Raw genomic sequence first — 20463 nt, 5'->3', positions numbered from 1 at the left:
TGGCACCGTACCCGATCGCACATAGTTTCGTTCGGGTCTGGACTTACCCTGACCTCCATCGCATCGAGTGCTCGCTTTGTTACACTCGAAACGCAGTGAATCAGCGGAGTCCGGCATGGCTAGCGTCTTCGTTCACGAGTTCTCATACGAATTCAACGCCCACGTGGCCCGCGTCACGTGCCGCTGCCTTTATGCCGCTGGCCGGGACGAATCCCGGATGCATCACTTCCAAGGGCGTGCATTCTCATGACCACGAGACGCGACCTCACGCTCGCCGGCCTCCTGCCGCAGCTCGCACGCGACGAAACCGGCTGGTACGCCATCTACGATTCGGTCACCTTGCGCTCGGCCTTCCAGCCGGTGCTGTCGATCGCGCACAAGCGCATCGTCGGTTACGAAGCCTTGTTGCGCGCAACCGCCGCCGACGGCCGCGCGATCACACCTGACGAATTGTTCGGCGCGGCGCAATCGTTCGGCGCGGCGCTGACGCTGGAACGGCTCACGCGGTGCCTGCATTTCGCCAACTTCGCCGAGCAGAACGTCGCGACCGACTGGCTCTTCGTCAACGCGCTACCACGGCTCTTCCAGATGGGCTGGCCGCACCACACGTTCGTCGACGAACTGTGCGCGCACTTCGGCCTGCCCCACAGCCGCATCGTGATCGAAGTGCTCGAGCAGCCCGCCAACGACGAGGCGCTGCTCGCGCAGACCGTCGAGCTGCTGCGCGAACGCGACTTCCTGATCGCCATCGACGACTTCGGCACGGGCCTCTCGAACTTCGATCGCGTCTGGCAATTCCGGCCGGACATCGTGAAGCTCGACCGCTCGCTCGTCACGCGGATCGCGAGCACGGGCACCGATCATCAGTTCGTCACGCATCTCGTCACGATGCTGCATCGCGCGGGCGCGATGGTGCTCGCCGAGGGCATCGAAACCGAGAGTGAGCTGATGACGCTGATGAGCGCCGACATCGATTTCGTGCAGGGCTTCTGGCTCGCCCGCCCGCAAGCGTCGATCGATGCCGCGAACGCAGCCACCCCCGCGCTCATCGAATCGATGTGGGAGCGTTTCAACACGCGGGCGAAGCCGCATTCGAGCAGCAAGTCGCGCTCGTGCACGAGCTTCGAAACGGTGGTCCTCGCCGGCGCGCGCGCCTACGAGGCGACCGGCGATCTCGCGCAGGCCGCCGAGCGCGCGTTTCGCGTGCCCGAGGCGCGGCGCGTGTTCGTGATCGACGCGCACGGCGAGCAGCAGCGCCCGTCGATCGCCGCAGCCGGCGCGCTGCGGCCCGAACGCCTGGCGCCGCTGTTTCCCGACATCCACAGCAACTGGTCGCGGCGCGCGTACTTCAAGCGCGCGCTCGCGTCGCCCGGCCGCGTCGCCGTAATGGGCCCGCACTTCTCGCCATCGGACGGCAAGGATTGCTATACCGCCGCCGTCGCCGTCACCTTGAACGGCGCGCTCGACGTGTTCTGCGTCGACTTCCTGATGGAAGCGCACACGCCCGTCCATGCGGACGGGACTTGACTCGTACGCCGCGCAACTGTCCCTCGATTGAGCGAGTGAGCCGCTCGCGCTTCATTCCGTTTATTCCGTTTATTCCGTTACGCGGCCGCGCCCAGCCTTGATCGCGCCGCGATGCGTCTTGCCCTCGAGACGCCGCACCGTCGACGCGCGCGTCGGCTTGGTCGCGATGCGCGCGCGGCGCGTCACGCTCACGCTGCGGATCAGCTCGTCGAGACGCGCAAGCGCCGCCGCGCGATTCATCTCTTGCGTGCGATGTTCTTGCGCCTTGATGATGACGACGCCGTCGCGCGTAATCCGATGGTCGGACAGCGCGAGCAGCCGCATCTTCAAGACTTCGGGCAGCGATGACGCGCGGATGTCGAAGCGCAGGTGAATCGCGCTCGACACTTTATTGACGTTCTGCCCGCCCGCGCCTTGGGCGCGAACGGCGGTCAACTCGATCTCGCCCGGTGCGAGGCTATAGCGCAGCGTCATGGGTGGGTCACTCGTGATGTGGGTTCCCGCAGCGCGGCCGCGATCCGCTCGGCGAGGCCCGAATCGCGTTGCGTCGGCGTCGCGATCGCCTGGCTCAGCACCGCTCGCGAGCCGATCACCTGCACGGCGCGCCGCGCGCGCGTGACGGCCGTGTACACCAATTCGCGCGAGAGTACGCGGCTCGCCGTGCCCGGCAGCACCAGCACCGCATGATCGAACTCGGACCCCTGCGACTTGTGCACCGTCAGCGCGAACGCGGTGTCGTGCGGCGGCAGCGCGGCGGGCGACACGGCTCGAAGACTGCCGTCGGCGGCGCGAAAATAAACGCGCAGTGCGCCCTCCGCGCCTGCTCCCGCAGCGGGCAGCGCGATGCCGATATCGCCGTTGAAGAGGCCCAACGCATAGTCGTTGCGCGTCACCATCACCGGACGGCCGGCGAACCAGCTCGCACCGACGCCGAGCGGCACGCTCGCGGCACGCCGCACGTGCGCGGCCATCAACGTGTTCAACTGATCGACGCCGCGCGCGCCGGCGCGTGTCGCGCACAACACGCGAAAGCGGTTCAACGCGTCGAAGAGCGGCGCGGCGTCCGGCGTGCGTTGAGCCAGCGCGTCGGCAAGCGCTTGCGCGTACGGCGCGAAGCCTTGCGCCAAGCGCGCCACCGTGCGCTCGGAAAGCGTCGGCCCCGCATCTTCGTATAGCGCGGCGGCGCCCGGCGCATCGGGATCGATCGACAACGCGTCGAGTGCGCCGCCGACGTCGCCGTGCCGGATCGCGACCGAGAGCCGCCCGATCGGCGACTCCAGCCCGAATCGATAGTTGCGTTCGAGCCAGATGACGCAGTCGGTCAATGGCGTGGATGCGGGTGCTCGGCGATCGAGGGTTGCGGACGCTTCCTCATGGCTTTCCGCAACGATATCGCCGTCGAGTGGACGATCCGGCTCATCGAACCAGGCCAGCGGCTCGGTGTCGTCCAACGCTGCGAAGAACGCCTCGTCGTCGAATGCCGGCTCTGCCGCGTACGGTTCGACGTCATCCGCGCCATTTTCCAGCGCCGCCGCGAACCGTTCTTCGTCGATTCCCAGCGCTTGCGCGACCCGCGCGACACCCGACGCGCTGAACGCAGGCCGCGCGCTCAGTTCCGCGAACACCGCCCCGGCCTCGACGGCTGCGAGCTGGTCCTTGTCGCCGAGCATCACAAGACGGGTAGCGGGCGCGAGCGCATCGACGAGATGCACGGCCATCGCGACGTCGATCATCGACGCCTCGTCGACCACCACCACGTCGTAGGGCAACGGATTGCCGCGATGATGCCTGAAGCGCCCGTTCGGCCCCGAGCCCAGCAGCCGGTGCAGCGTGTGCGAGGTCTGAGGCAGGCGCGCCGCGATCTCCGCAGGCAGCTTGCCGGACTGCGCGAGCAAAGCCTCCTGCATGCGCTGCGCGGCCTTGCCGGTCGGTGCGGCGAGCGCGATGCGCAAGCCCGGGTTGTCGTCGATCAGACAGGCGAGCACGCCGACGACCGTCGTCGTCTTGCCCGTGCCGGGCCCCCCGCTCACGATCGTGAGACGGCCCGACAAGGCCGCGACGGCGGCGACGCGCTGCCAGTCGATTTCGTCGTCCCGCGGTGGACCGAAGTAGCGCAGTAAGCGGGCCTCGAGCGCCTTGGCGCCGTCGGGCCCGCCGGCATCCGGTAAAGAGGATTCCGAATGACCTCGTGATTCGCGTGCCTGACCATGCTCGACGAGCGCCGTTGCGAGCCGCCGTTCGTAGTCGAAATAGCGCGCGAGATACAAGCGCCCGGCTTCATCGATCACGAGCGGACGCAGCGCCGCCGCGTCTTCCGTGCCGTCTGAGACGACACCGCTCGCGAACAGCGCCGCCCGCACATCGGTGAGCGGCTCGCCATAGCGGCGCGCAAGCCTCGCGAGCGGCACGCAGACGTGTCCGGCAGTCGTCGCGCGGCTCGCGGCGAACGCGGCGCGCTGTGCCCAGCGCACGCTGCCGGCGCCGGCGCCCAAACGCCGCGACAGCGCACCGATGCGCCGCGCGAAGCCCTCCGCGAGCGCCGTGCTGAAGTCGGCGGGCTCGGCTGCGCCGGCCTGCGCAGCGCGGGTGGCCGCCCGGGTGGCGGCGCTCGATGTGGCTTGACGTGGCTCGCTCATGCCGCCCCTCCGCCCATCAGCGCATCCAACGCTTCGACGAGCGAGCGCCCCGGTGTACGCGCATGCACGCCTGCGGGCGCCGCGCCATCGCGCCATGCGGGCCGCACGCCTCGCACGAACAAGTACAGATACCCGCCGATATGGGCGTCGTAGCTGTAGTTCGCCTTGCGCGCCTTCAGATAGCGATGCAGCGCGACGGTATAAAGCAGCGCCTGCAAGTGATAGGCGTGTTCGGCCATCGCGACGTCGAGCGCCGCCGCATCGTACTGCCCGGGCGTCGTGCCGAGATGGTTCGACTTCCAGTCGACGATCCAATAGCGGCCGTCGTGTTCGACGATCATGTCGATGAATCCTTTGACGAAACCGGACAACGCCCCCGGTTCGAGCGCGGTATCGGGGTAGCCGTTGGCCGCGAGCAAGCGCCTCAACGCCGCGAAATCCAGGGCCGGCGCGGCAAACAGGAACGCCAGTTCATTGAGGCGGCGCTCGGGGTTCAGCGCGGCGAGCGTCATGCCCGGCACGAGTTCGGTCGCGACGATATCGGCGAGGAATGTCGCCATCATCTCCTGCAAGCGCCGCGCCTCCTCTTCCGTGGCCGGTGCCGGACGCTCGCGCAGCGCGCGCTCGATCGCCTGAGGCCAGCTGGCCGGATCGGAAAAGTCAGCCAGTTCGAGCAGCCGGTGCAAGCACTCGCCCGCTGCGGCGCCGCGCGGGAACATGAGGATGTCGTCGGCAGGGATAGCCGGCGCGGCGGGCGTGTTCGCCGCCGCTCGCTCCACTGTCGCAGGCTCGGCTTGTTCGGAACGCGCGAGCGCCGCCGCCTCGGCGAGTTCGTCGTGATCGGGACGCGCCTCGTCGAGTTCGGCGCCGCCCGTCTCATGCCGCGCCCCCGCTGCGATCAGCGAACTGAAGCTCGCGATCCGCCATGCGTCGTGCAAGGTACGACGATTCGTGCGGGCCATCAGACGCCGCACGCCGGCCTGTTCGTTCTGCAGCGGTTCGCGCCGCGGCGGCGAAGGCAACGGTGCCAATGTGATCGGACCGCCGCCCAGCGCCTGCCAGCTCGCGGCGAGCGCGCCCTCCTCGGGCGGGTCGGTGAGCCACGCGTCGAACGTGTGGCCGCTGCCGGCGACGAGCCAGTTCAGCACGCTGCGGCGCGACTCCTTAGTGGAGCGCGACGAGAGATAGGTGCCCGCCACCAGATAGCAGCGGTACACCGCTCGCGTGAGCGCGACATAGACCAGTCGCGCGCGCTCGGCGGCCTGCTCTCGCACCGCATCGCGCTCGGCACGTTCAGCCTCCTCGCCGTCGCAGCCGTAGTGCAGCACGGCCATGCCCGCCTCGTCGTGATATTCGCGCGCATCGGGCAGGCCGGACGCAGGCGGCTCGCGCAGCGCCCCGTCGTTGAGGAACGGACAGAACACCACTGCGTACTCCAGCCCCTTCGACTTGTGCACGGTCACGATCTGCACTAGGTTGCGATCCGATTCGAGCCGCAACTGCGCTTCGTCGCCGCCGCCCGCTTCGCGTTGCGCGGCCAGCCAGCGCAGCGTCGGCGCGATCCCGGGCTGCGTGGCCGCGCGTGCCTGCACGAGCTCGGCCAGATGATTGACGTCGGTCAGGCGCCGCTCGCCATCCGCGCCCCCGACGAGCCGTTCGCCCACCCGCAACTCGCGCATCAGCGTGCGCCACATGACCGCAAAACCGCGCTCGTGCCACAGCGTGCGGTAGCGCGAAAAGCGCTCGACCCAGCCCATGGCATCGTTGGCTGCGGATGCCTCGAAAGACTGCGCAGCATCGGCCGCGTCAGCGGCTTGTTCGAGACGCCACAGCGCGGCGGCATCGAGCCCGAACCAATCGGTCGCCAGCGCGGCGCGCAAACGCCGCAGATCGCCGGGCGTATCGATCGCAGCCAGCACGCGCTCGATCTGCTCGGCGTCGAGCGTCCCGAACACCGACGCCTGCGCCAGCTCCACACTGCCGACGCCCCACGCCGCCAGCACGCGTTTCACGAGGCTGCCCTGCTTGTGGGTCTGGACGAGCACGGCGATGCGGGCCGGCGCGAGCGGCTCGCCGCCGATCGTCACGGTGCCCTCGCGCGCGCCGCGCATGAGCCGCACGATCTCGGCCGCACACGCTTCGGCCGCCTGCCGCTGCGCCTCGCGCTTTGGCAGCACGGCGTCGCCCTCGGGCAGGAGCCAGACGCGGAAGTCGCCGGCGTCAGCCGCCCCTCGCGCGTCATCCACCAGCGGCGGCCGCTCGCGTGAGCCCGAGCGCACGGGTTGATAGTCGAGCCCGTCGAGCACGAACGCCTGCGGGTTGGCGCCGAAGATGCGATTGCACGCATCGACGATCGGCCGCGTCGAGCGCTGATTGACCGCGAGCGTGTAACGCTCCGATGCCGACGCGCGCGCCGCCAGATAGGTGTGCAGATCGGCCGCGCGAAAACTGTAGATCGCCTGCTTCGGGTCGCCGACCAGGAACAACGGCCCCGGTGTGCCGGGACCCTGCGCAAAGATCCGCTCGAAGATCGCGAACTGCAACGGATCGGTATCCTGAAACTCGTCGATGAGCGCTGCCGGGTAGCGCGTGCGCAGTGCGTCGGCGAGCCACGGGTGCGCAGCAAGCGCGCCGTATAGATTCGACAGCAGGTCGTCGAACGACACGACGCGCCGCGTGCGCTTCATCGCCGCGAGCGCGGCGGGCGCCTCGTCGAGCCATGCAGCGACGAGCTCGAGCCAACGTGCGCGATGCGCGGCGTCAGCGGCGTCTTGCGCGGCCGTTAACGCTTCGGCGAGCGTAAAGAACGGATGCTCGGGCGGCGACTGCTTGACCTTGGTCGCCTTTGTGAGCGCTTCCTGCGTGAGCTTCAATGCGCGCGGCGGCGCGGCATGGCAATCGCCTTCGTCGAAATACGAAGACCACGCTTCGATCGCGGCGCTCACCGCGTCCGGTTTGTGCGTGGTCTGCTTGAGCACCGCTTGCGCCGCGTCGAGTAGCGTGACGATCGCGTCGCGCTCCGCTTGCCAAAGCGCTCGGGCTTCGTCGAAACGTTCCGCCGCGCGTGCAGCATGGTTCGCAGCGGAGTCGGCATCCGGCCCGCCCCAGCGCAACAGCGCGAGCGGCTTCTTCAAACGGCGCGCCAGCTGCTCGTCGAGCGTGGCCGGCCCCGCCCGCTTCGCGACGAGCCACGACGCAAACGCGGGATGGGCAGCCGCCGTCGGCTCGACACGCTCGCGCCAGAAATCGGCGGCCAGCTCGAAGCGCAGCGACGCGTCGTCGGTCTCCATCTCGAACGCAAACGGCATCGCGGCCGCGAACGGCGCCTCTTGCAACGCACGCTGGCAAAACGCGTGGATCGTGTGAATCGCCGCCTGATCGAACGTGCGAAGCGCCCGCCGTACGCGCTTTTGCGCCGCCTCCGGCTCGATGCCGCCGCCGGCCGCGAGCGTCGTTTCGAACAAGCGCGCGACGAACGGATCGCCGCCGTCGTCATCCGTTTCGATCGCACGCTCGAGCTCGGCTAGCCGGCCGCGAATCCGCTCGTGCAGTTCGGCGGTCGCGGCCTTCGTGAACGTGACGACGAGGATCTGGTCCGCGTTGAAATTTTTCTCGAGCAGCAAGCGCACATAGAGCGCGCAGATGTTCCAAGTCTTGCCTGTGCCCGCCGACGCCTCGATCTGATTTACGCCATCGAGCTCGCATGCGAAGACGTCGAGCTCATGCGTGGGCAGCGAGGATGACGTAAAGCGGATGTCGCTCATGATCCGCTCCTCAAATGCTGGATCAGCGGATCGAACACGAGGTGCGCGAGCGTGGGAAACGGCTCGTCGAGCGACAGGTTCGCGCCACGCCACGCGACGCGTAGCGCCGGGTCGTCCGATTCGCCGCGCACACGGTCGTTGATCCACGCGCTGAGCGCGGCGGAATCGCTATCGCTGACTTTGGCCCAGGCGCTTTTCGGGAAAAAGCGCAATGGCAGCGAGCGGCCCGCAATGAAGAGCGCGGCGAGCGGCGCGAGCTGGTCGAGCGGAGCCGCGACCGGCGTCAGCTCGAAGCTCTCCTTGCCGCCGTGCCAAACGGTGCGGCGCGGCCCGTCCGGACGCACCGCGCAATAGACCAAGTGGGCGAGCCACGCCGACAGGTAGTCGCGCGCGGTCGCGTTTGCATAGCGAAAGATCACTTGTCCGGTTTCGGTAAGAAGGTTCAGCGTACCGTGCATGGCGAGCGGCGTGCGCGTCGCTTCGATGCCTTCGCGCAGTGTCGCGCCGTGCATGCCGAACAATTCGACGCCGCCCGTGTCGGGCCAGCGCGGCGTGAGATCGAGGACGAACGGCAGACGCTCGATGCCTGACGCGAGTTCGCTGCGCACGTTGTCGGCGAGCCTTCTCAGCGCGCTCAGCTCGCGGTTGCGCCAGACCTCACCGGTCGCGCCGCCCGGCAGCTCCGGGCTTGCTTCGGCCACCCGCTGCACGCGCGCCGCCACGGCGTCGCCGTCGGCTTCGAGCAGCGCCGGCAGCAAGCGCTCGGCGAGCGCATCGCGCCCGGCATAGTCGAGCTCGAACGGCTCCGTATCGATCAGCTCGCCCTGCGCATCGGCGAGCACGATGCCCAGCCTGTCGCGCAGAAGCGCCCGCGCCGGATGCCGCCAGAAGCGCTCGAACTCGTCGAATGCAATCGATTCGGCCGCTTCGAGCGGGAGTGGATCGGCGAAGAATGGAAGCGCCGGGACACGCTCGCCGCTCGCGATGCGCTCAGCCAGCACGGCGCGCTCGGCGTCGTACGTGAAGAGCCCGCTCTTGCCTTCGACGCTGTTGCCCTCGAAATACTCGGCCGCAAACGGCTGCAGCGGATGATCGACGATGAACGCGCGCCGCGCCTCGTCGACTTGTGCGGGCGCTGCGTCCGGCCCCGCCGAGACCTGCGCGAGATGGTCGAGCAATTCATCGACGAGCGCGGCAGGCGGCAACGCCGCATTGTCGCGAATGCTGCGACCCGTGTAGGCGATGAACAGCCGGTCGCGCGCGGCGAGCAGCAAGTCGAGAAACAGATTGCGCTCGTCGTCGCGCCGCTGCCGGTCGCCGAGCTTGCCGAACGCCGCCATCAGATCGAATTCATCGGCGCGCGCGAGGCTCGGCAGCACGCCGTCGTCCATCCCGATCAGACACACGGCGCGGTACGGCAAGCCACGCAGGCTCGTGAGCGAAGAGAACGTGACGCCACCCCACGGCACGCCGCCGCGCGCCGGGTCGTCGAGCGCCTCGGTGAGCGCCGCGCGCACGACGGCCGCGGGTAGCGCGACCTCCGGTGCGCCCTCGCGCATCACGTCGACGAGCGCGTTGATCGCGTCGCGCACGTCGGCGAGCGAATCGGCGAACGCGATGCCGGGATCGAAGAAGCGCGCGAGCGCATCGAGCAGCAATTCGCTCCAGGCTTGCGGCGGCAGGGTTTGCGACGTGCGGCGCGCAAAGCCGTCGAGATCGTCGACGAAGCGCGCGAGCCGCCCGAGCAGCTCGCCCTCGGAGCCGCTCGCGCCGTCGACCGGCAGCCACGCATCGACCGGCTCGCCGCCTTCGGGCATCGCGTAGCCGAGAAAGAGCCGCGTGAGCGCATCGGAGAACGTATGGCGCGCGACGGGCACCGCTTCGTCCGCGGGCACCGTTGGGGCCAAGCCGCGCCGCGCGCCCGCTGCAGCGAGCCATTCCTGCGCGGTTTCGAGCGCGGCGGCATCGATGCCGTAGCGCGCCGCCACCGCGTCGACGCGCAGCCATTCGACAAGCTCCGGCGCACCGACGCTGCGCTCGGCAAGCGCGAGCCAGTCGAGCAGTACGCGCGCGATCGGATTCGCCTGCGAGGGCGGCAAGCCGGTGATGCGATAGGGGATCCGAGCGTCGGCCATCCGGCGCCCATCGGTCGCGGCACCGCCCGCGGTCGTCCCGAACACCGCGTCGATCAACGGCCCGGCCGCCGCGAGATCGGGGCACGCGACGAGCACATCGGACGGCGCGAGATCGTCGAACTCGTTGAACCAGGCGAGCAAGCGGTCATGCAGCACTTCGAGCTGGCGCGACAGGCTGTGGCAGACGTGAACTTCGATCCCGCGCTCGCCGGGCATTTCGCCATCGGCCGCTTCCGCGTCGATTTCCGGCTCGAGGTCAAGAATCGCGTTCTGCACTTTCGCAAGCCACGTCGGCGCGGGGTTTTCGGCGTAGCGCGTGGCCTCGGCCGACGCCGCGCTCTCGGTCAGTTCATGCAGCATGTGCAACTGCGCCTGGGTCTGCCGTCCCCACTCCGCAAGCAAAGGGTGGCCGACTTCCTGATAGTCGAGTTGGCCGGCCGCATCGAGTGCCTCGATGCGCCCTTCGCTCACGATATCGAACCAGAACTGGCGGCACGGGTTCATTGCGTAAAGACGTACGTCGATCCAGCGCGACAGCTCCCGCAACAGCGCGATATGAAGCGGCGGCATCGTGGGCAGCGCGAATACGCTGACGGACTCCGGCCAGCGCGCGTGCATCACGGCGTCCAGGTCGAGCGAACGGGCCTCGGCGAGAAAGCGATACGCAGGCGGCGTGGCCGCGGCAAGCGAGCGGGCATCCGCGCCGCCGCCCAGCTCGGCGAGCAGCGCGCGCCACAAGGCCGCCTGCCAGCGCTCGTCCTCGCGCGCGGCGGCGCTCGCCCCACGCAGGTTCGGCCCGCGGCTCTCGGCACCGCTCAACGCATCGCCGCCTCCCGCGAAGATCGATCCGCCCTGCTGCCAATGCGTGAGCCACTCGGGCCGGTAGGTCAGATAGTGATCGAGCACGGTCGCGACGCGGCGCGCAAGCTCGTAGCGCATCGGCGCGTCGGCGGCGGCGAGATAGGTCGAAAGACGCGGCGACGCATGCCATTCGGCCTCGGCATGGTCGTCGCCGAGCAGGCGATAGCAGCGCCAGACGAGCCGGTCGGGCGCAAGCGGCGAATGCGCGGGCACCGGAATCACGCCGCCGATCTGCGCCCACAGCCATTGGGCCAGATAGCTGAAGTTCACGTTCGAGCACACGCCCTGGCGCCTGGCGATATCGAGCTCGAGCCGCCGCTGCACCGCCGCGCTCGGCACGATGATCTGCTGGGCGATCCAGGGATCGGACGGCGCCGCCGACAAGTCGTCGAGCAGCGCGTCAACCAGAGTTTCGTAACGGTTCGAGTAGAAAAGCTGGAGCATGGGGCCTTTGCAAAAGCGTGCGGCGCGTGAAGATCAGCGTGAAAGACACCTTTGCGCAGCCACGCACGCCGAACGAAAGCGCCAGCATAGCAAAGGGTGCAAGCCCGAAAAACTAGGCCGTCCGGCCGAGTCTTTGCGACAGCAAAATACGTTAGACTCGACGCCAGTCCGGGATGTGGCCCCGATGGCCCGCCCGTCCGCTTTACCGCCCCCGTTGTCTGCCAGCCCAATCGATGCGCTATTCGGTCGAAATCAAAAAGTTCCTCTATAGCCAGTACTTCTTTGGCGGGCTGCGCATCGCCGTTGGCGTCTCGCTGCCGGCCGTCCTGTGCCTGATCGTCTTCAAGAATCAGGAGCTCGGCTTCACGATCGCCACCGGCGCGCTCGGCGCGTGCGTCGTCGACATGCCCGGTCCGCTCAAGTACAAGCACAACGAAATGCTCGCGTGCAGCGTGATCGGCTTTCTGTCCGCGCTCGCCACCGGCCTTGCCACGTTCAACGTGCTTGCGCTGTGGGCCACCGTCGTGCCGTTGACGTTCGTGCTGTCGCTCATTGTCGTGTACGGCAACCGCTGGCCGCAGATCAGCTTCGCCACGCTGTTCATGATGGTCGTGACGCTCGAAGAGCACTTCACGCCGATGCAGGCGCTCGTCAACGCGGGGTGGATGCTCGCGGGCGGCCTCTGGTACACGTACTGGGCGACGCTCGTATCGCGCTGGATGGCCTATCGGATCGAGAAGCAGGCGCTCGCCGAAGGCCTTTTTGCCTGCGCGAACTATCTGCTCGCGCGCGCCGATTTCTACGAGCTCGAATCCGATCTCGACGAGTGCTACCGTAACCTCGTCGCCAAGCAGATTGCCGCAGTCGAAATGCAGGACGCCGCGCGCGACATCGTGCTGCGCAACCTGCCGAAGTTGAGGAGCGGCAAGCTCGACCCGCGCCGCACGATGCTCTTCAATCTGTTCATCAATTCGGTCGACCTGCACGATCTCTTCGTCGGCGCCCACCCCGACTACCCGCTCGTGCGCAAGACGTTCGGCAGCTCGGACCTGATGATTTTCTATCGCGATCTGATCCGCAAAGCGGCGCGCGACCTCGAGGAGATCGGGCTCGCCGTGCTGCAAAACCGGCCGCCGCAGTCGCACGCCAGCATGAAGGCCGAGCTGCGCGCGATCGAATACGAGCTCGAGCTGATGCGCAAGCGCGATTTACCGAAGAAAAATCCGGAAGCCTATGCAACGGTGTCGGCCACGTTCCGGCGCATCTGGAGCGCCACGCGCCAGATCGACAAGATCAAGAAGAGCCTCACGAGCGAAGAGCCGCCGACGCACACCGAGATGCGTATCGACCAGACGCTCTCGCGCTTCATCTCGAGCCGCCGCGTGCCGTTCAGGCAGATCTTCTCGAATCTCACGATGGCCTCGCCGAGTTTCCGGCACGCGCTGCGCGTGACGATCGCGGTGGCCGTCGGCTTCTGGCTCGGGCGTCTCCTGCCGCTTACGAACGCGTACTGGATCGTGATGACGAGCGTCATCATCTTGAAGCCCGGCTACTCGCTCACCAAGCAGCGCAACACGCAGCGTATCGTCGGCACGGCGATCGGCTGCGCGGCGAGTATCGCGCTGATGCTGCTCGTGAAGGATCCGTGGATTCTGCTCGTCATCATGTTCGCGTCGATGGTGATGAGCTACAGCCTCCTGCTCTTCAACTATGCGGCGAGCGTGGTGTTCACGTCGTCGTATGTGCTCTTGATGTTCCATCTGCTCGCGCCGGGCAGCATGCGTATCATCGGCGAACGCGCGATCGATACCTTCATCGGCTGCATGATCGCGATCGCCGCAAGCCGCCTGTTCCCGTATTGGGAATACCGGCTGATGGGCAAGCTCATCAAAGACATGGTTTCGGCCACGCGTCAGTATCTCGAGGCGAGCTGGTGGATGGGCGGCAAGCCGGTCGCCGCCGCGGTGCCTGCGGAAGCGGTTGCGACGGATGCCGTCGCCATCGGATCCGGCGCCCGCGTCCATTCCGTCGAGGTTGCGGCAAGTCCCCTCGCCTTGCCGGCGGGCAGTGCGCTGGCAACCGCGGCTGCGAGCGCATCGGCGTCAGCCACCGCGAGATCACCCGCCCCGAGATCACCCGCCGCGGGAGGGCCCGCTCCGGGATCACCCGCCGCATCGAAGTCCACGCCGGCCAACGCCGCACATGAACGCGAATTCCGCTACCGCCTCGCGCGCAAGCACATGCACGTCGCCTTCGCCAATCTCGGGCAGGCGTTTCAGCGCATGATGATCGAACCGAAAGCGCACCAGCACTTCGTCGCCGAAATCAACGACCTGCTCGTGCAAAGCCATGTGCTCGCCTCGCAGATCACGGCGGCAGCCCCGCTCCTGCGCAACACCGTGCAGCACGAGGGCGGCGGATTTCAGGCGCTGCAGCGAGCGTTATCGGCCGTTCGCGAGAATCTGTCGCGGGCGCTTGCCGGCGAGCCGCCAGCCGATCAGGCGGAAATCACGAAGCAGCTCACGCGCGAACTGGACTTGATGGCCGTGGAAGCCGAAAAATCCGACGCGTTCCCGCCGGAACTCACGCACGACGTGAAGCTGCTCGCGCACCAGTGCAAGCAGATGCTGGCGGCGTCGTTTCTGATCCGCAAGGATGCGGGCGTGATCCGGTTGCCGCAGGAGTGAATGAGGCGCTCGGCGAAATCGAGCGCCCGCATGGCATGCGTTCGCTACTGCGACGCCCCGCTCGCCGAAGCCGCCGTCGCCGCGCTCGCGGCCACGGCCGCCGGTGTATCGCTGGCCGGTGCGTTTTCGCGGTCGTACTCGCGCTTCTGGGAAATGGCGTTATAGAGCAGCGTCGCGATCACGAACAGCACGACGACCACAATGAAAATGCCGATGCGAACGGTGGGATTCTTGTTGCTGCGCGGATCGCTCATGGTGCGGACTTTGCGAGTGCTTAAAACAGAAGGAAGCCGGCATTCTACGCGCATGCGGCTTGCTAAAGCCTTGCAGCAATGCGCATGCCGTGGCCTTCCGCTCGCGGCGCGTCGAGGTAAACCCGGCGATTTTCAGCAGCGAGCCGGCGCCGCGAAAATCAACGCTCGCGTCAACGCCCGTGATCCATCACCGGCCCGCGCACCGGCAGCGCGGTCGAATACTTGATCTGCTCCATCGCGAAGCTCGAACTGACGTCGAAGAGCGGCACCGCGCGAATCAGGAGCTTGTAGACGCGGTCGTAATCGTCGATATCCGACACCACGACGCGCAGCAGATAGTCCGTCTCGCCGCTCATCCGATACACCTCGACCACTTCCGGAATGTGCTGCACGGCCTGCGTGAAGTTCTGCGCCCATTCCTCGGTGTGCTGGTTCGTCCGCACTGCGACGAACACCGTTGTTCCGACCCCGAGCTTGCGCGGATCGCACAGCGCGACCTGCGCGCGGATCACGCCCGCCTCCTTGAGCCGCTGCACGCGCTTCCAGCAAGGCGTCTGAGACAGATTGACCTTCTGCGCCAACTCCGCCACCGGCATCGTCGCATCCTCCTGGAGCAATTCGAGGAGCTTTCTATCAATCAGGTCCATTCCCATTTGCGCGGCTCCCTAGAAGAATTTTCTACTTTTTAGTTTATGCGGGGAATTATATGAAAACTCTTTCTACGTGCAAACCGGTATAAATATGGCATCGAACAACACCAATTCCCGACGGAGCTCCCATGAACCTCGATGCCGAATTCAGCCCCTACGCCCGCGCTTCGAGCGCGTCCGGCAAGGATGCCGCCGTGCTGAACACGCCCATCGTGTTCGCCGAGCCGTGCCCCCTTGAAGAAACCGCCGAGCCGAATTTCGCCGCTCGCGTGAACCCCGCGCTCGCGCGCTTGTGCGAAGCGCTCGACGCCGCGTTCCGCGCCGCCGCGCATGCCGTCGAGCCGTCGCACAGCGCCGAATTCGCGCGCCGCGTGCGCGCAGCGCTTTCGCAGGCCGCGGCCGACGAAACCCTGCTCGCGCCGGCACAACGCGAAGGCTCAGCCGACTGCTATCGCCGGCATCTGCTCGCCGCCGATCCGCGCGGGCGCTATGCGCTCGTCGCGTTGGTCTGGCAACCCGGACAGGCGAGTCCCGTGCACGCTCACCATACCTGGTGCGGCTACGCGGTGATCGACGGAACGCTAACGGAAACGGTCTACGACTGGAACGAGGAGGCGGGCTGCGCGACCGAAGCGCGCACGCATCCGCGCGAGACCGGCGCGGTGTCTTACGTGCGCGCCGGGACGACGGGCATCCACAAGCTCGGCAACTGCAGCGCGGCGCCCGCCGTATCGCTGCATCTCTACGGCGTAGCCGGCACGCAGATCGCGACGCACGTCAACGATCTGGTGCGCGTCGAAGCCGGCGCACTGGTCTAAACCCCGATCGCCATTGCCGATCAAAGCTCGCGCCGTGGCGTCACGCCTTGCCGGATGTGCCCGTGGCGGAGATCTGCGGCGTCACTTGCGCAGTCTGATCAGTAGCGGGCGGCGCCGGGCGCGGTTCATGCGACAGGTCGTGCGATCCCGCCACGCCGTGCGGCCCCGCGGCGCTCTTCGCTGCGCCTGAGCTCACAGGCGAGCCTTCGCGCTCCGCCATATGCACCTCCATCTGCGGCACCGGAATGTCGATGCCGGCCTGATCCATCTTGCGCTTCACACGCAGATTGAACGCGCGCGCGACGCTCCACTGCTGCAGCGGCCGCGTCTTGATCTGTCCTTTGACGACCATCCAGTTCTGCTCGAAGCGATCGAGCCCCCACACCTCGACCGGCCCGAGCATCTCGCGGCGATGGCGGAAGTCCGCCATCAACTCGGCGCCGACTTCGCGAATCAGGCGCGTCACGTGCTCGACATCGGCCGAAAACGGCACGCGCACCTCGAACACCGCGTACGCGAAATCGCGCGACAGGTTCTTCACCATCTTGATCTGCGAAAACGGGATCGAGTGCACCGCGCCCTGCCCGTCGCGCAGGCGCACCGTACGGATCGTCAAGTGCTCGACGGTCCCTGCGTGGCCGCCGTCGAGATCGATCCAATCGCCGACCGAGATCGTGTCTTCGATGATGATGAAAAGGCCCGTGATCAGATCGGAGACGAGCGACTGCGCGCCGAAGCCGACCGCGAGGCCGATCACGCCGGCACCGGCCAAGAGCGGCGTCACGTTGATGCCGAGGTTCGCGGCGGTGACGATCGCGGCGATCGTGAGGATCGTCACGAGCACGGCGTTGCGCACGAGCGGCAGCATCGTGCGCGCGCGCGTGCCCGGCGAGCGCGCCTTGCTGCGCGGCCCGCTCGGATTGAGCGCTTCCAGTATCGCGGTATCGATCGCGATCCACACGAGCCACGCGATAAACACCGTCATCAAAATCGCTGTCACGGCATGCGCGATGCCGCGCGCGGTCACGCTGTCCTCGACGATCTGCGCGATCGAAAAGCCCCACAGCCGCGACGCGAACTCCAGGAACGCGAGCCAGATGAACAGCGTGATCAGCGTGCCGATAAAGCGCAGAAGACGCGTCACGTAGGCCGAGCGCCGCCGGCGGGCACGCGCTTCGTCCAGACGCGTCAAGCGCATCACGACCGCGCACAGGAAAAAGGCCAGCACCAGCAAGAGCGCCGTGACGACCGAAATCTGCAGCACGTTTTCGGAGCTGTCCATGCCCGCGAGCGTCGCGGCGACCGACGCGCCCGCGAGCAGCAGCATCGGCAGTTGCCAGAGCGATGCGAGCACGTCGAACGCTTCAGTCGCGGCCTTGCGGCGCACGCGCTTTTCGTAGCTGCGGTTGCGGATCAAGTGCGCGACAGGACGGCGGAACGCAAGCGCGAAGTAGCCGGTCAGGACGGCGGCCGCCATGTTCGCGGCTGTCGAGATCAGCGACGCGAGGTTGTTGCCGATCTGGCCCGCCACTTGATAGTTCACGGCGGCGTCGCCGAGCGCGCCGCAAATGCCGATCGCGAACAAGAGGCGCCGCGCGTGGCGTAGCAGCGCGTGCACGGCGATGCGCCGATGGCCGGAGCCGAACATCGAGAACATGATCAGGCAGATCGCCGAGAACACGGCGCCCGCGACAATCGCATAAGCGATCACCATCGCGAGCGTGCGGCCGAGCGAATCGGCAAGCGAATGCGAGATCGACAGCACGACGACGAACGCGAGCACCCAGGGGCTCACGCGGCGCAGCGCGAAGATGATCAGCTGGCTCGTCGACGGATTCGGCTGCAGCCCGGCGTCGATGCCGTAGCGCGCATGCAGCCGGCGCTGCAGATAGATCAGTGCGCCGGCGCACGCGCCCCAGGCGGCGAGCATCGCGCACAGATCCAGCAGCACGTGGCCCGGCGAATTGGCGCCCTGCCCGGTCGCGATCGCGTAGAGATCGAGGCCGGCGGCGCTTAGACGGCTCGCCCAGTAGCGCAGCGGCGTATCGCCGTGGCGCACTTGCGCCTCGATCGAGACAACCCCCGACGCGATCGCGCCCAGGAGACCCGGCGTCTGCTGCGCCGCTTGCGCACCCGACGCCGCCGCCGGCGCGAGATTGCGCGTGGCGTCGCGCAGCTTCTTCAGTTGCGCGACGAGCGCGGTGCGCTGACGGTCGTTGTCGAGCGTGGAGATGACGTTGTCGAGCGAGCGGGCGATCTCGGCCTGGCTCGCGGGCGACGGCGCCGATGCGGCCTCGGCGGCGGAAGCCGCTGAGGCCGGCGCAGGCGCCGACGCCGGATTCGACACGGCGTTGATAAAGCTCTGCAGCGACGGCGGCGCGACCACTGTCGCGGCCTGCGCGGGCGGCGCGCCGGCCGCACAGGCGAGCCAAGCGGCCACTGCAAGCCACGCGTATTGCGTGGAACGCCGCGTGGCGCGTCCACCGCCATCGCGCGACACATCAATCAGCGCCAGACACAACCGACGGAAAAGCGAGGGCAGGACCCACGCGAAGAAGAGAGTGGCGGTACTAACAACCAGCGGCACGGCGCGATACGCCCCGCCGCCGGCATTACGCCGCTCGCGGCTTGCTTTCATGGCATTCGGTCGCAGTACGGGACAGCGCAGTGTAGCCGCGCCGCCCTATCGAAGCCGTAACCGAATGTTAGCCAGGCGCTGCACTTTGGACGCCGCGCCTTGCTGCGCGCGGCCCCCGGTCCGCGCCCCATTAATACGCGACGGTCGCGATCTGGCGCACGAAACGGCCCTGCTCGATCTCGTCGACGAACGCGACCGCGTAATCTTCTGCGGAAATGGCGCTGTTGCCGCTCGCATCGGCGATGAGTGCGCCCGCGCCCGTGCGGAACTTACCGGTCTTCGTGCCCGGCCCGATCATCGCGGCCGGGGCGTAGAAGGTCCAGTCGAGATCGGTCACGGTGCGGTAGAACGCGAAGGCCTCACGGTGCGCGAGCGCGATGGTCTTGTACACGTCCGGAAAGCCCGCGCTGTCGACGAGCTGCTTGCCCGGCGCCACTTCGAGCGAACCCGCGCCGCCCACGACGACGAGCCGCTCGATGCCGGCCGCACGCGCGCCGGCGACGAGCGCCTTCGACGCGTCGACGATCTTCAAGGCATCGTCTTGCGGCGGCGCGTAGGCGCTCGCGACCACGTCCTGGCCGGCCAGCGCCGCAGCGATGCTCGCGGCATCGAACAGGTCGGCCTTGGCGGCCTTCACGTTAGCGAGGCCCTGCGCGCCGCGCGACGGGTCGCGCGACAGCGCGGTAACCTGATGGCCGCGCGCCGCCGCTTCCGCGGCGATGCGCGAACCGATCATGCCGGTGGCCCCGAAGAGCGCGATTTTCAAGGACTTTTGCATCATTGTTCTCCTGATTCCGAGATTTGTGTAACTGTATTAGTTACATATATAGCGAAAAAAACGGAGGCTCATGCCTCCTCCCATACCGCTGTTTCCGGTGCGGACCCGCACGGGCGCTGCGTCACCCCGCCTCGCCACGCCGCCGCTTGCGCTCCTGCTGACGCTCGGCGCGCACGACATCGGCAGTCACATCGGCCAGTGTACGCGCAGCCAGCGACGCTTCCATCGCCTGCTGCGCATCGCCGACGATCCCGGTCAGCACACCCTGAATCTGCCTGCCGACCATACACGCCGGATTCGGCTGCTCGCGATGCAACGCGAACAACTGCGCTTCGTCGACCGCGCGATAGACCTCGAGCAGCGTGATGTCTTTCGGCTCGCGTGCGAGCAGCGCACCGCCGCCCGCACCCAATTGCGACGTCGTCAACCCAGCCTCGGCGAGCATCGACAACAGCCGCCGAATCAGCGCCGGATTCGTATTGACGCTGCCCGCGATGATTTCCGACGACAACGGCACGCCGTCTTGCAGCGACAGCAGCGCAAGGACGTGGATCGCAAATGCAAACCGGCTGCTCGTATTCACCGCAAGTCCGCCCGACGACAATGTGTAACCATGATAATTACATTAATTGGATTTGCCAAGTTCGGATTCAGTCGCCGCCGGACTTCGCGGCGCCGCCCGTGGCGTCCGAACCCGCCGCGCCGCCGGACGCATTGTTCTGGCTCGCCCAGTTTTGCAGCTTGCGGCCCGCGGCTTGGAGGCCGAAGCCCGCCGTCGAGGCGGCCTGCCCGAGCATGGCGTTGGCCGCGCTCGCCGCGCCCTGCAGTTGCGCCTGCGTCGCGGCCGACACGCCGCTCGCGCTCAGCTTGATCGACGGCGCCGAGGCTCCCGCATCGACATGCGCCTGCGCCGTCTGACGCGCCGAATCGACCTGCTGGCCGACGAAGCTCGCGGCCTGATCGACGCGCTTCGCGGCCTGCTGCGCCGCTTGAACGGCCGCGTCGCCGAGCTTCGTGGCTTGCTCCTGCGCCGCTTGCTGAGCCGATTCGTCATGCTTCTGACACGCGGCAAGCGCGCTCAGCACGAACGCCGCCATTGCGGCGCGCGACAACCCGTTGAGATATTTCATGGTGACACTCGCATTCATCCCCCGTACCGAGAGGGCTTTGATTTTCTGAAGTGACGCAATGATACGCCGCGCACTTCGCTGCAAAGTCGCGATACCTTGCCGCAGCGTACCGTCTGCGCGCGTTTGCCTGCGCGTTTGCCT

The 20463-nt window shown here is 67.4% G+C and carries 13 protein-coding genes; 3 read left to right on the top strand and 10 right to left on the bottom strand.

Annotation, left to right across the window (positions count from 1 at the left end; genetic code table 11):
- The first annotated feature begins 246 nt into the window (after positions 1 to 246).
- Entirely contained in the window at positions 247 to 1527 is a 1281-nt protein-coding gene (locus FAZ95_RS08200) for a sensor domain-containing phosphodiesterase (RefSeq protein ID WP_137331991.1), read from the top strand.
- Positions 1528 to 1596: 69 nt separating this feature from the next.
- On the opposite strand, the gene arfB is transcribed toward FAZ95_RS08200, so the two are convergent.
- Genes arfB through recC form a run of 4 tightly spaced genes read right to left on the bottom strand, consistent with a single transcriptional unit; the run spans position 1597 to position 11367 of the window.
- The gene (gene arfB / locus FAZ95_RS08195) at positions 1597 to 2001 is read right to left on the bottom strand and encodes an alternative ribosome rescue aminoacyl-tRNA hydrolase ArfB (RefSeq protein WP_137331990.1); all 405 of its coding nucleotides are present in this window, start codon (positions 1999 to 2001) and stop codon (positions 1597 to 1599) included.
- Positions 1998 to 4163 (bottom strand): AAA family ATPase, encoded by a 2166-nt coding sequence (locus FAZ95_RS08190; protein ID WP_137331989.1) that lies wholly within the window; start codon positions 4161 to 4163, stop codon positions 1998 to 2000. Before FAZ95_RS08190 ends, arfB begins: the two co-directional genes overlap by 4 nt.
- A complete protein-coding gene (gene recB, locus FAZ95_RS08185; protein ID WP_137331988.1) occupies positions 4160 to 7927 on the bottom strand; it encodes an exodeoxyribonuclease V subunit beta in 3768 nt (1255 codons plus the stop codon). The genes FAZ95_RS08190 and recB overlap by 4 nt, the downstream gene beginning before the upstream one ends.
- On the bottom strand, positions 7924 to 11367 hold the full coding sequence (gene recC, locus FAZ95_RS08180) for an exodeoxyribonuclease V subunit gamma (protein ID WP_137331987.1): 3444 nt from the start codon (positions 11365 to 11367) through the stop codon (positions 7924 to 7926). The genes recB and recC overlap by 4 nt, the downstream gene beginning before the upstream one ends.
- 233 nt (positions 11368 to 11600) lie before the next feature.
- Between recC and FAZ95_RS08175 the strand changes: the two genes are divergently transcribed.
- Positions 11601 to 14054: an FUSC family protein gene (locus tag FAZ95_RS08175; RefSeq protein ID WP_137331986.1), complete on the top strand. Its 2454-nt coding sequence runs from the start codon at positions 11601 to 11603 to the stop codon at positions 14052 to 14054.
- Positions 14055 to 14098: 44 nt separating this feature from the next.
- Here FAZ95_RS08175 and FAZ95_RS08170 read toward each other — a convergent pair whose 3' ends face one another.
- Both FAZ95_RS08170 and FAZ95_RS08165 read right to left on the bottom strand, forming a co-directional pair.
- Positions 14099 to 14308, bottom strand: a complete 210-nt coding sequence (locus tag FAZ95_RS08170; RefSeq protein ID WP_137331985.1) for a hypothetical protein — start codon at positions 14306 to 14308, stop codon at positions 14099 to 14101.
- A gap of 170 nt (positions 14309 to 14478) precedes the next feature.
- Complete coding sequence (locus FAZ95_RS08165) at positions 14479 to 14961, bottom strand: Lrp/AsnC family transcriptional regulator (protein ID WP_137331984.1); 483 nt, start codon at positions 14959 to 14961, stop codon at positions 14479 to 14481.
- Positions 14962 to 15086: 125 nt separating this feature from the next.
- On the opposite strand from FAZ95_RS08165, the gene FAZ95_RS08160 reads away from it, so the two are divergent.
- Complete coding sequence (locus tag FAZ95_RS08160; protein WP_137331983.1) at positions 15087 to 15776, top strand: cysteine dioxygenase family protein; 690 nt, start codon at positions 15087 to 15089, stop codon at positions 15774 to 15776.
- A 40-nt stretch (positions 15777 to 15816) separates the two neighbouring features.
- Here the strand turns inward: FAZ95_RS08160 and FAZ95_RS08155 are convergent, their stop codons facing one another.
- The 4 genes from FAZ95_RS08155 to FAZ95_RS08140 all read right to left on the bottom strand — a co-directional run bounded on the left by FAZ95_RS08155 (position 15817) and on the right by FAZ95_RS08140 (position 20322).
- Positions 15817 to 18414: a mechanosensitive ion channel family protein gene (locus FAZ95_RS08155; RefSeq protein ID WP_137331982.1), complete on the bottom strand. Its 2598-nt coding sequence runs from the start codon at positions 18412 to 18414 to the stop codon at positions 15817 to 15819.
- A gap of 130 nt (positions 18415 to 18544) precedes the next feature.
- On the bottom strand, positions 18545 to 19195 hold the full coding sequence (locus tag FAZ95_RS08150) for an NAD(P)-dependent oxidoreductase (RefSeq protein ID WP_302674741.1): 651 nt from the start codon (positions 19193 to 19195) through the stop codon (positions 18545 to 18547).
- Between the two features lie 118 nt (positions 19196 to 19313).
- A complete protein-coding gene (locus FAZ95_RS08145; RefSeq protein WP_137331980.1) occupies positions 19314 to 19775 on the bottom strand; it encodes an Rrf2 family transcriptional regulator in 462 nt (153 codons plus the stop codon).
- 67 nt (positions 19776 to 19842) lie between these two features.
- Entirely contained in the window at positions 19843 to 20322 is a 480-nt protein-coding gene (locus FAZ95_RS08140) for a BCAL1086 family glycoprotein (protein ID WP_254699850.1), read from the bottom strand.
- Positions 20323 to 20463 lie beyond the last annotated feature (141 nt).

Origin of the sequence: Trinickia violacea (assembly GCF_005280735.1) — a bacterium.
Taxonomy (GTDB): domain Bacteria; phylum Pseudomonadota; class Gammaproteobacteria; order Burkholderiales; family Burkholderiaceae; genus Trinickia_A; species Trinickia_A violacea.
The sequence above is the reverse complement of the archived record's forward strand: the minus strand, read 5'-3'. Positions and strand labels throughout refer to the sequence as shown.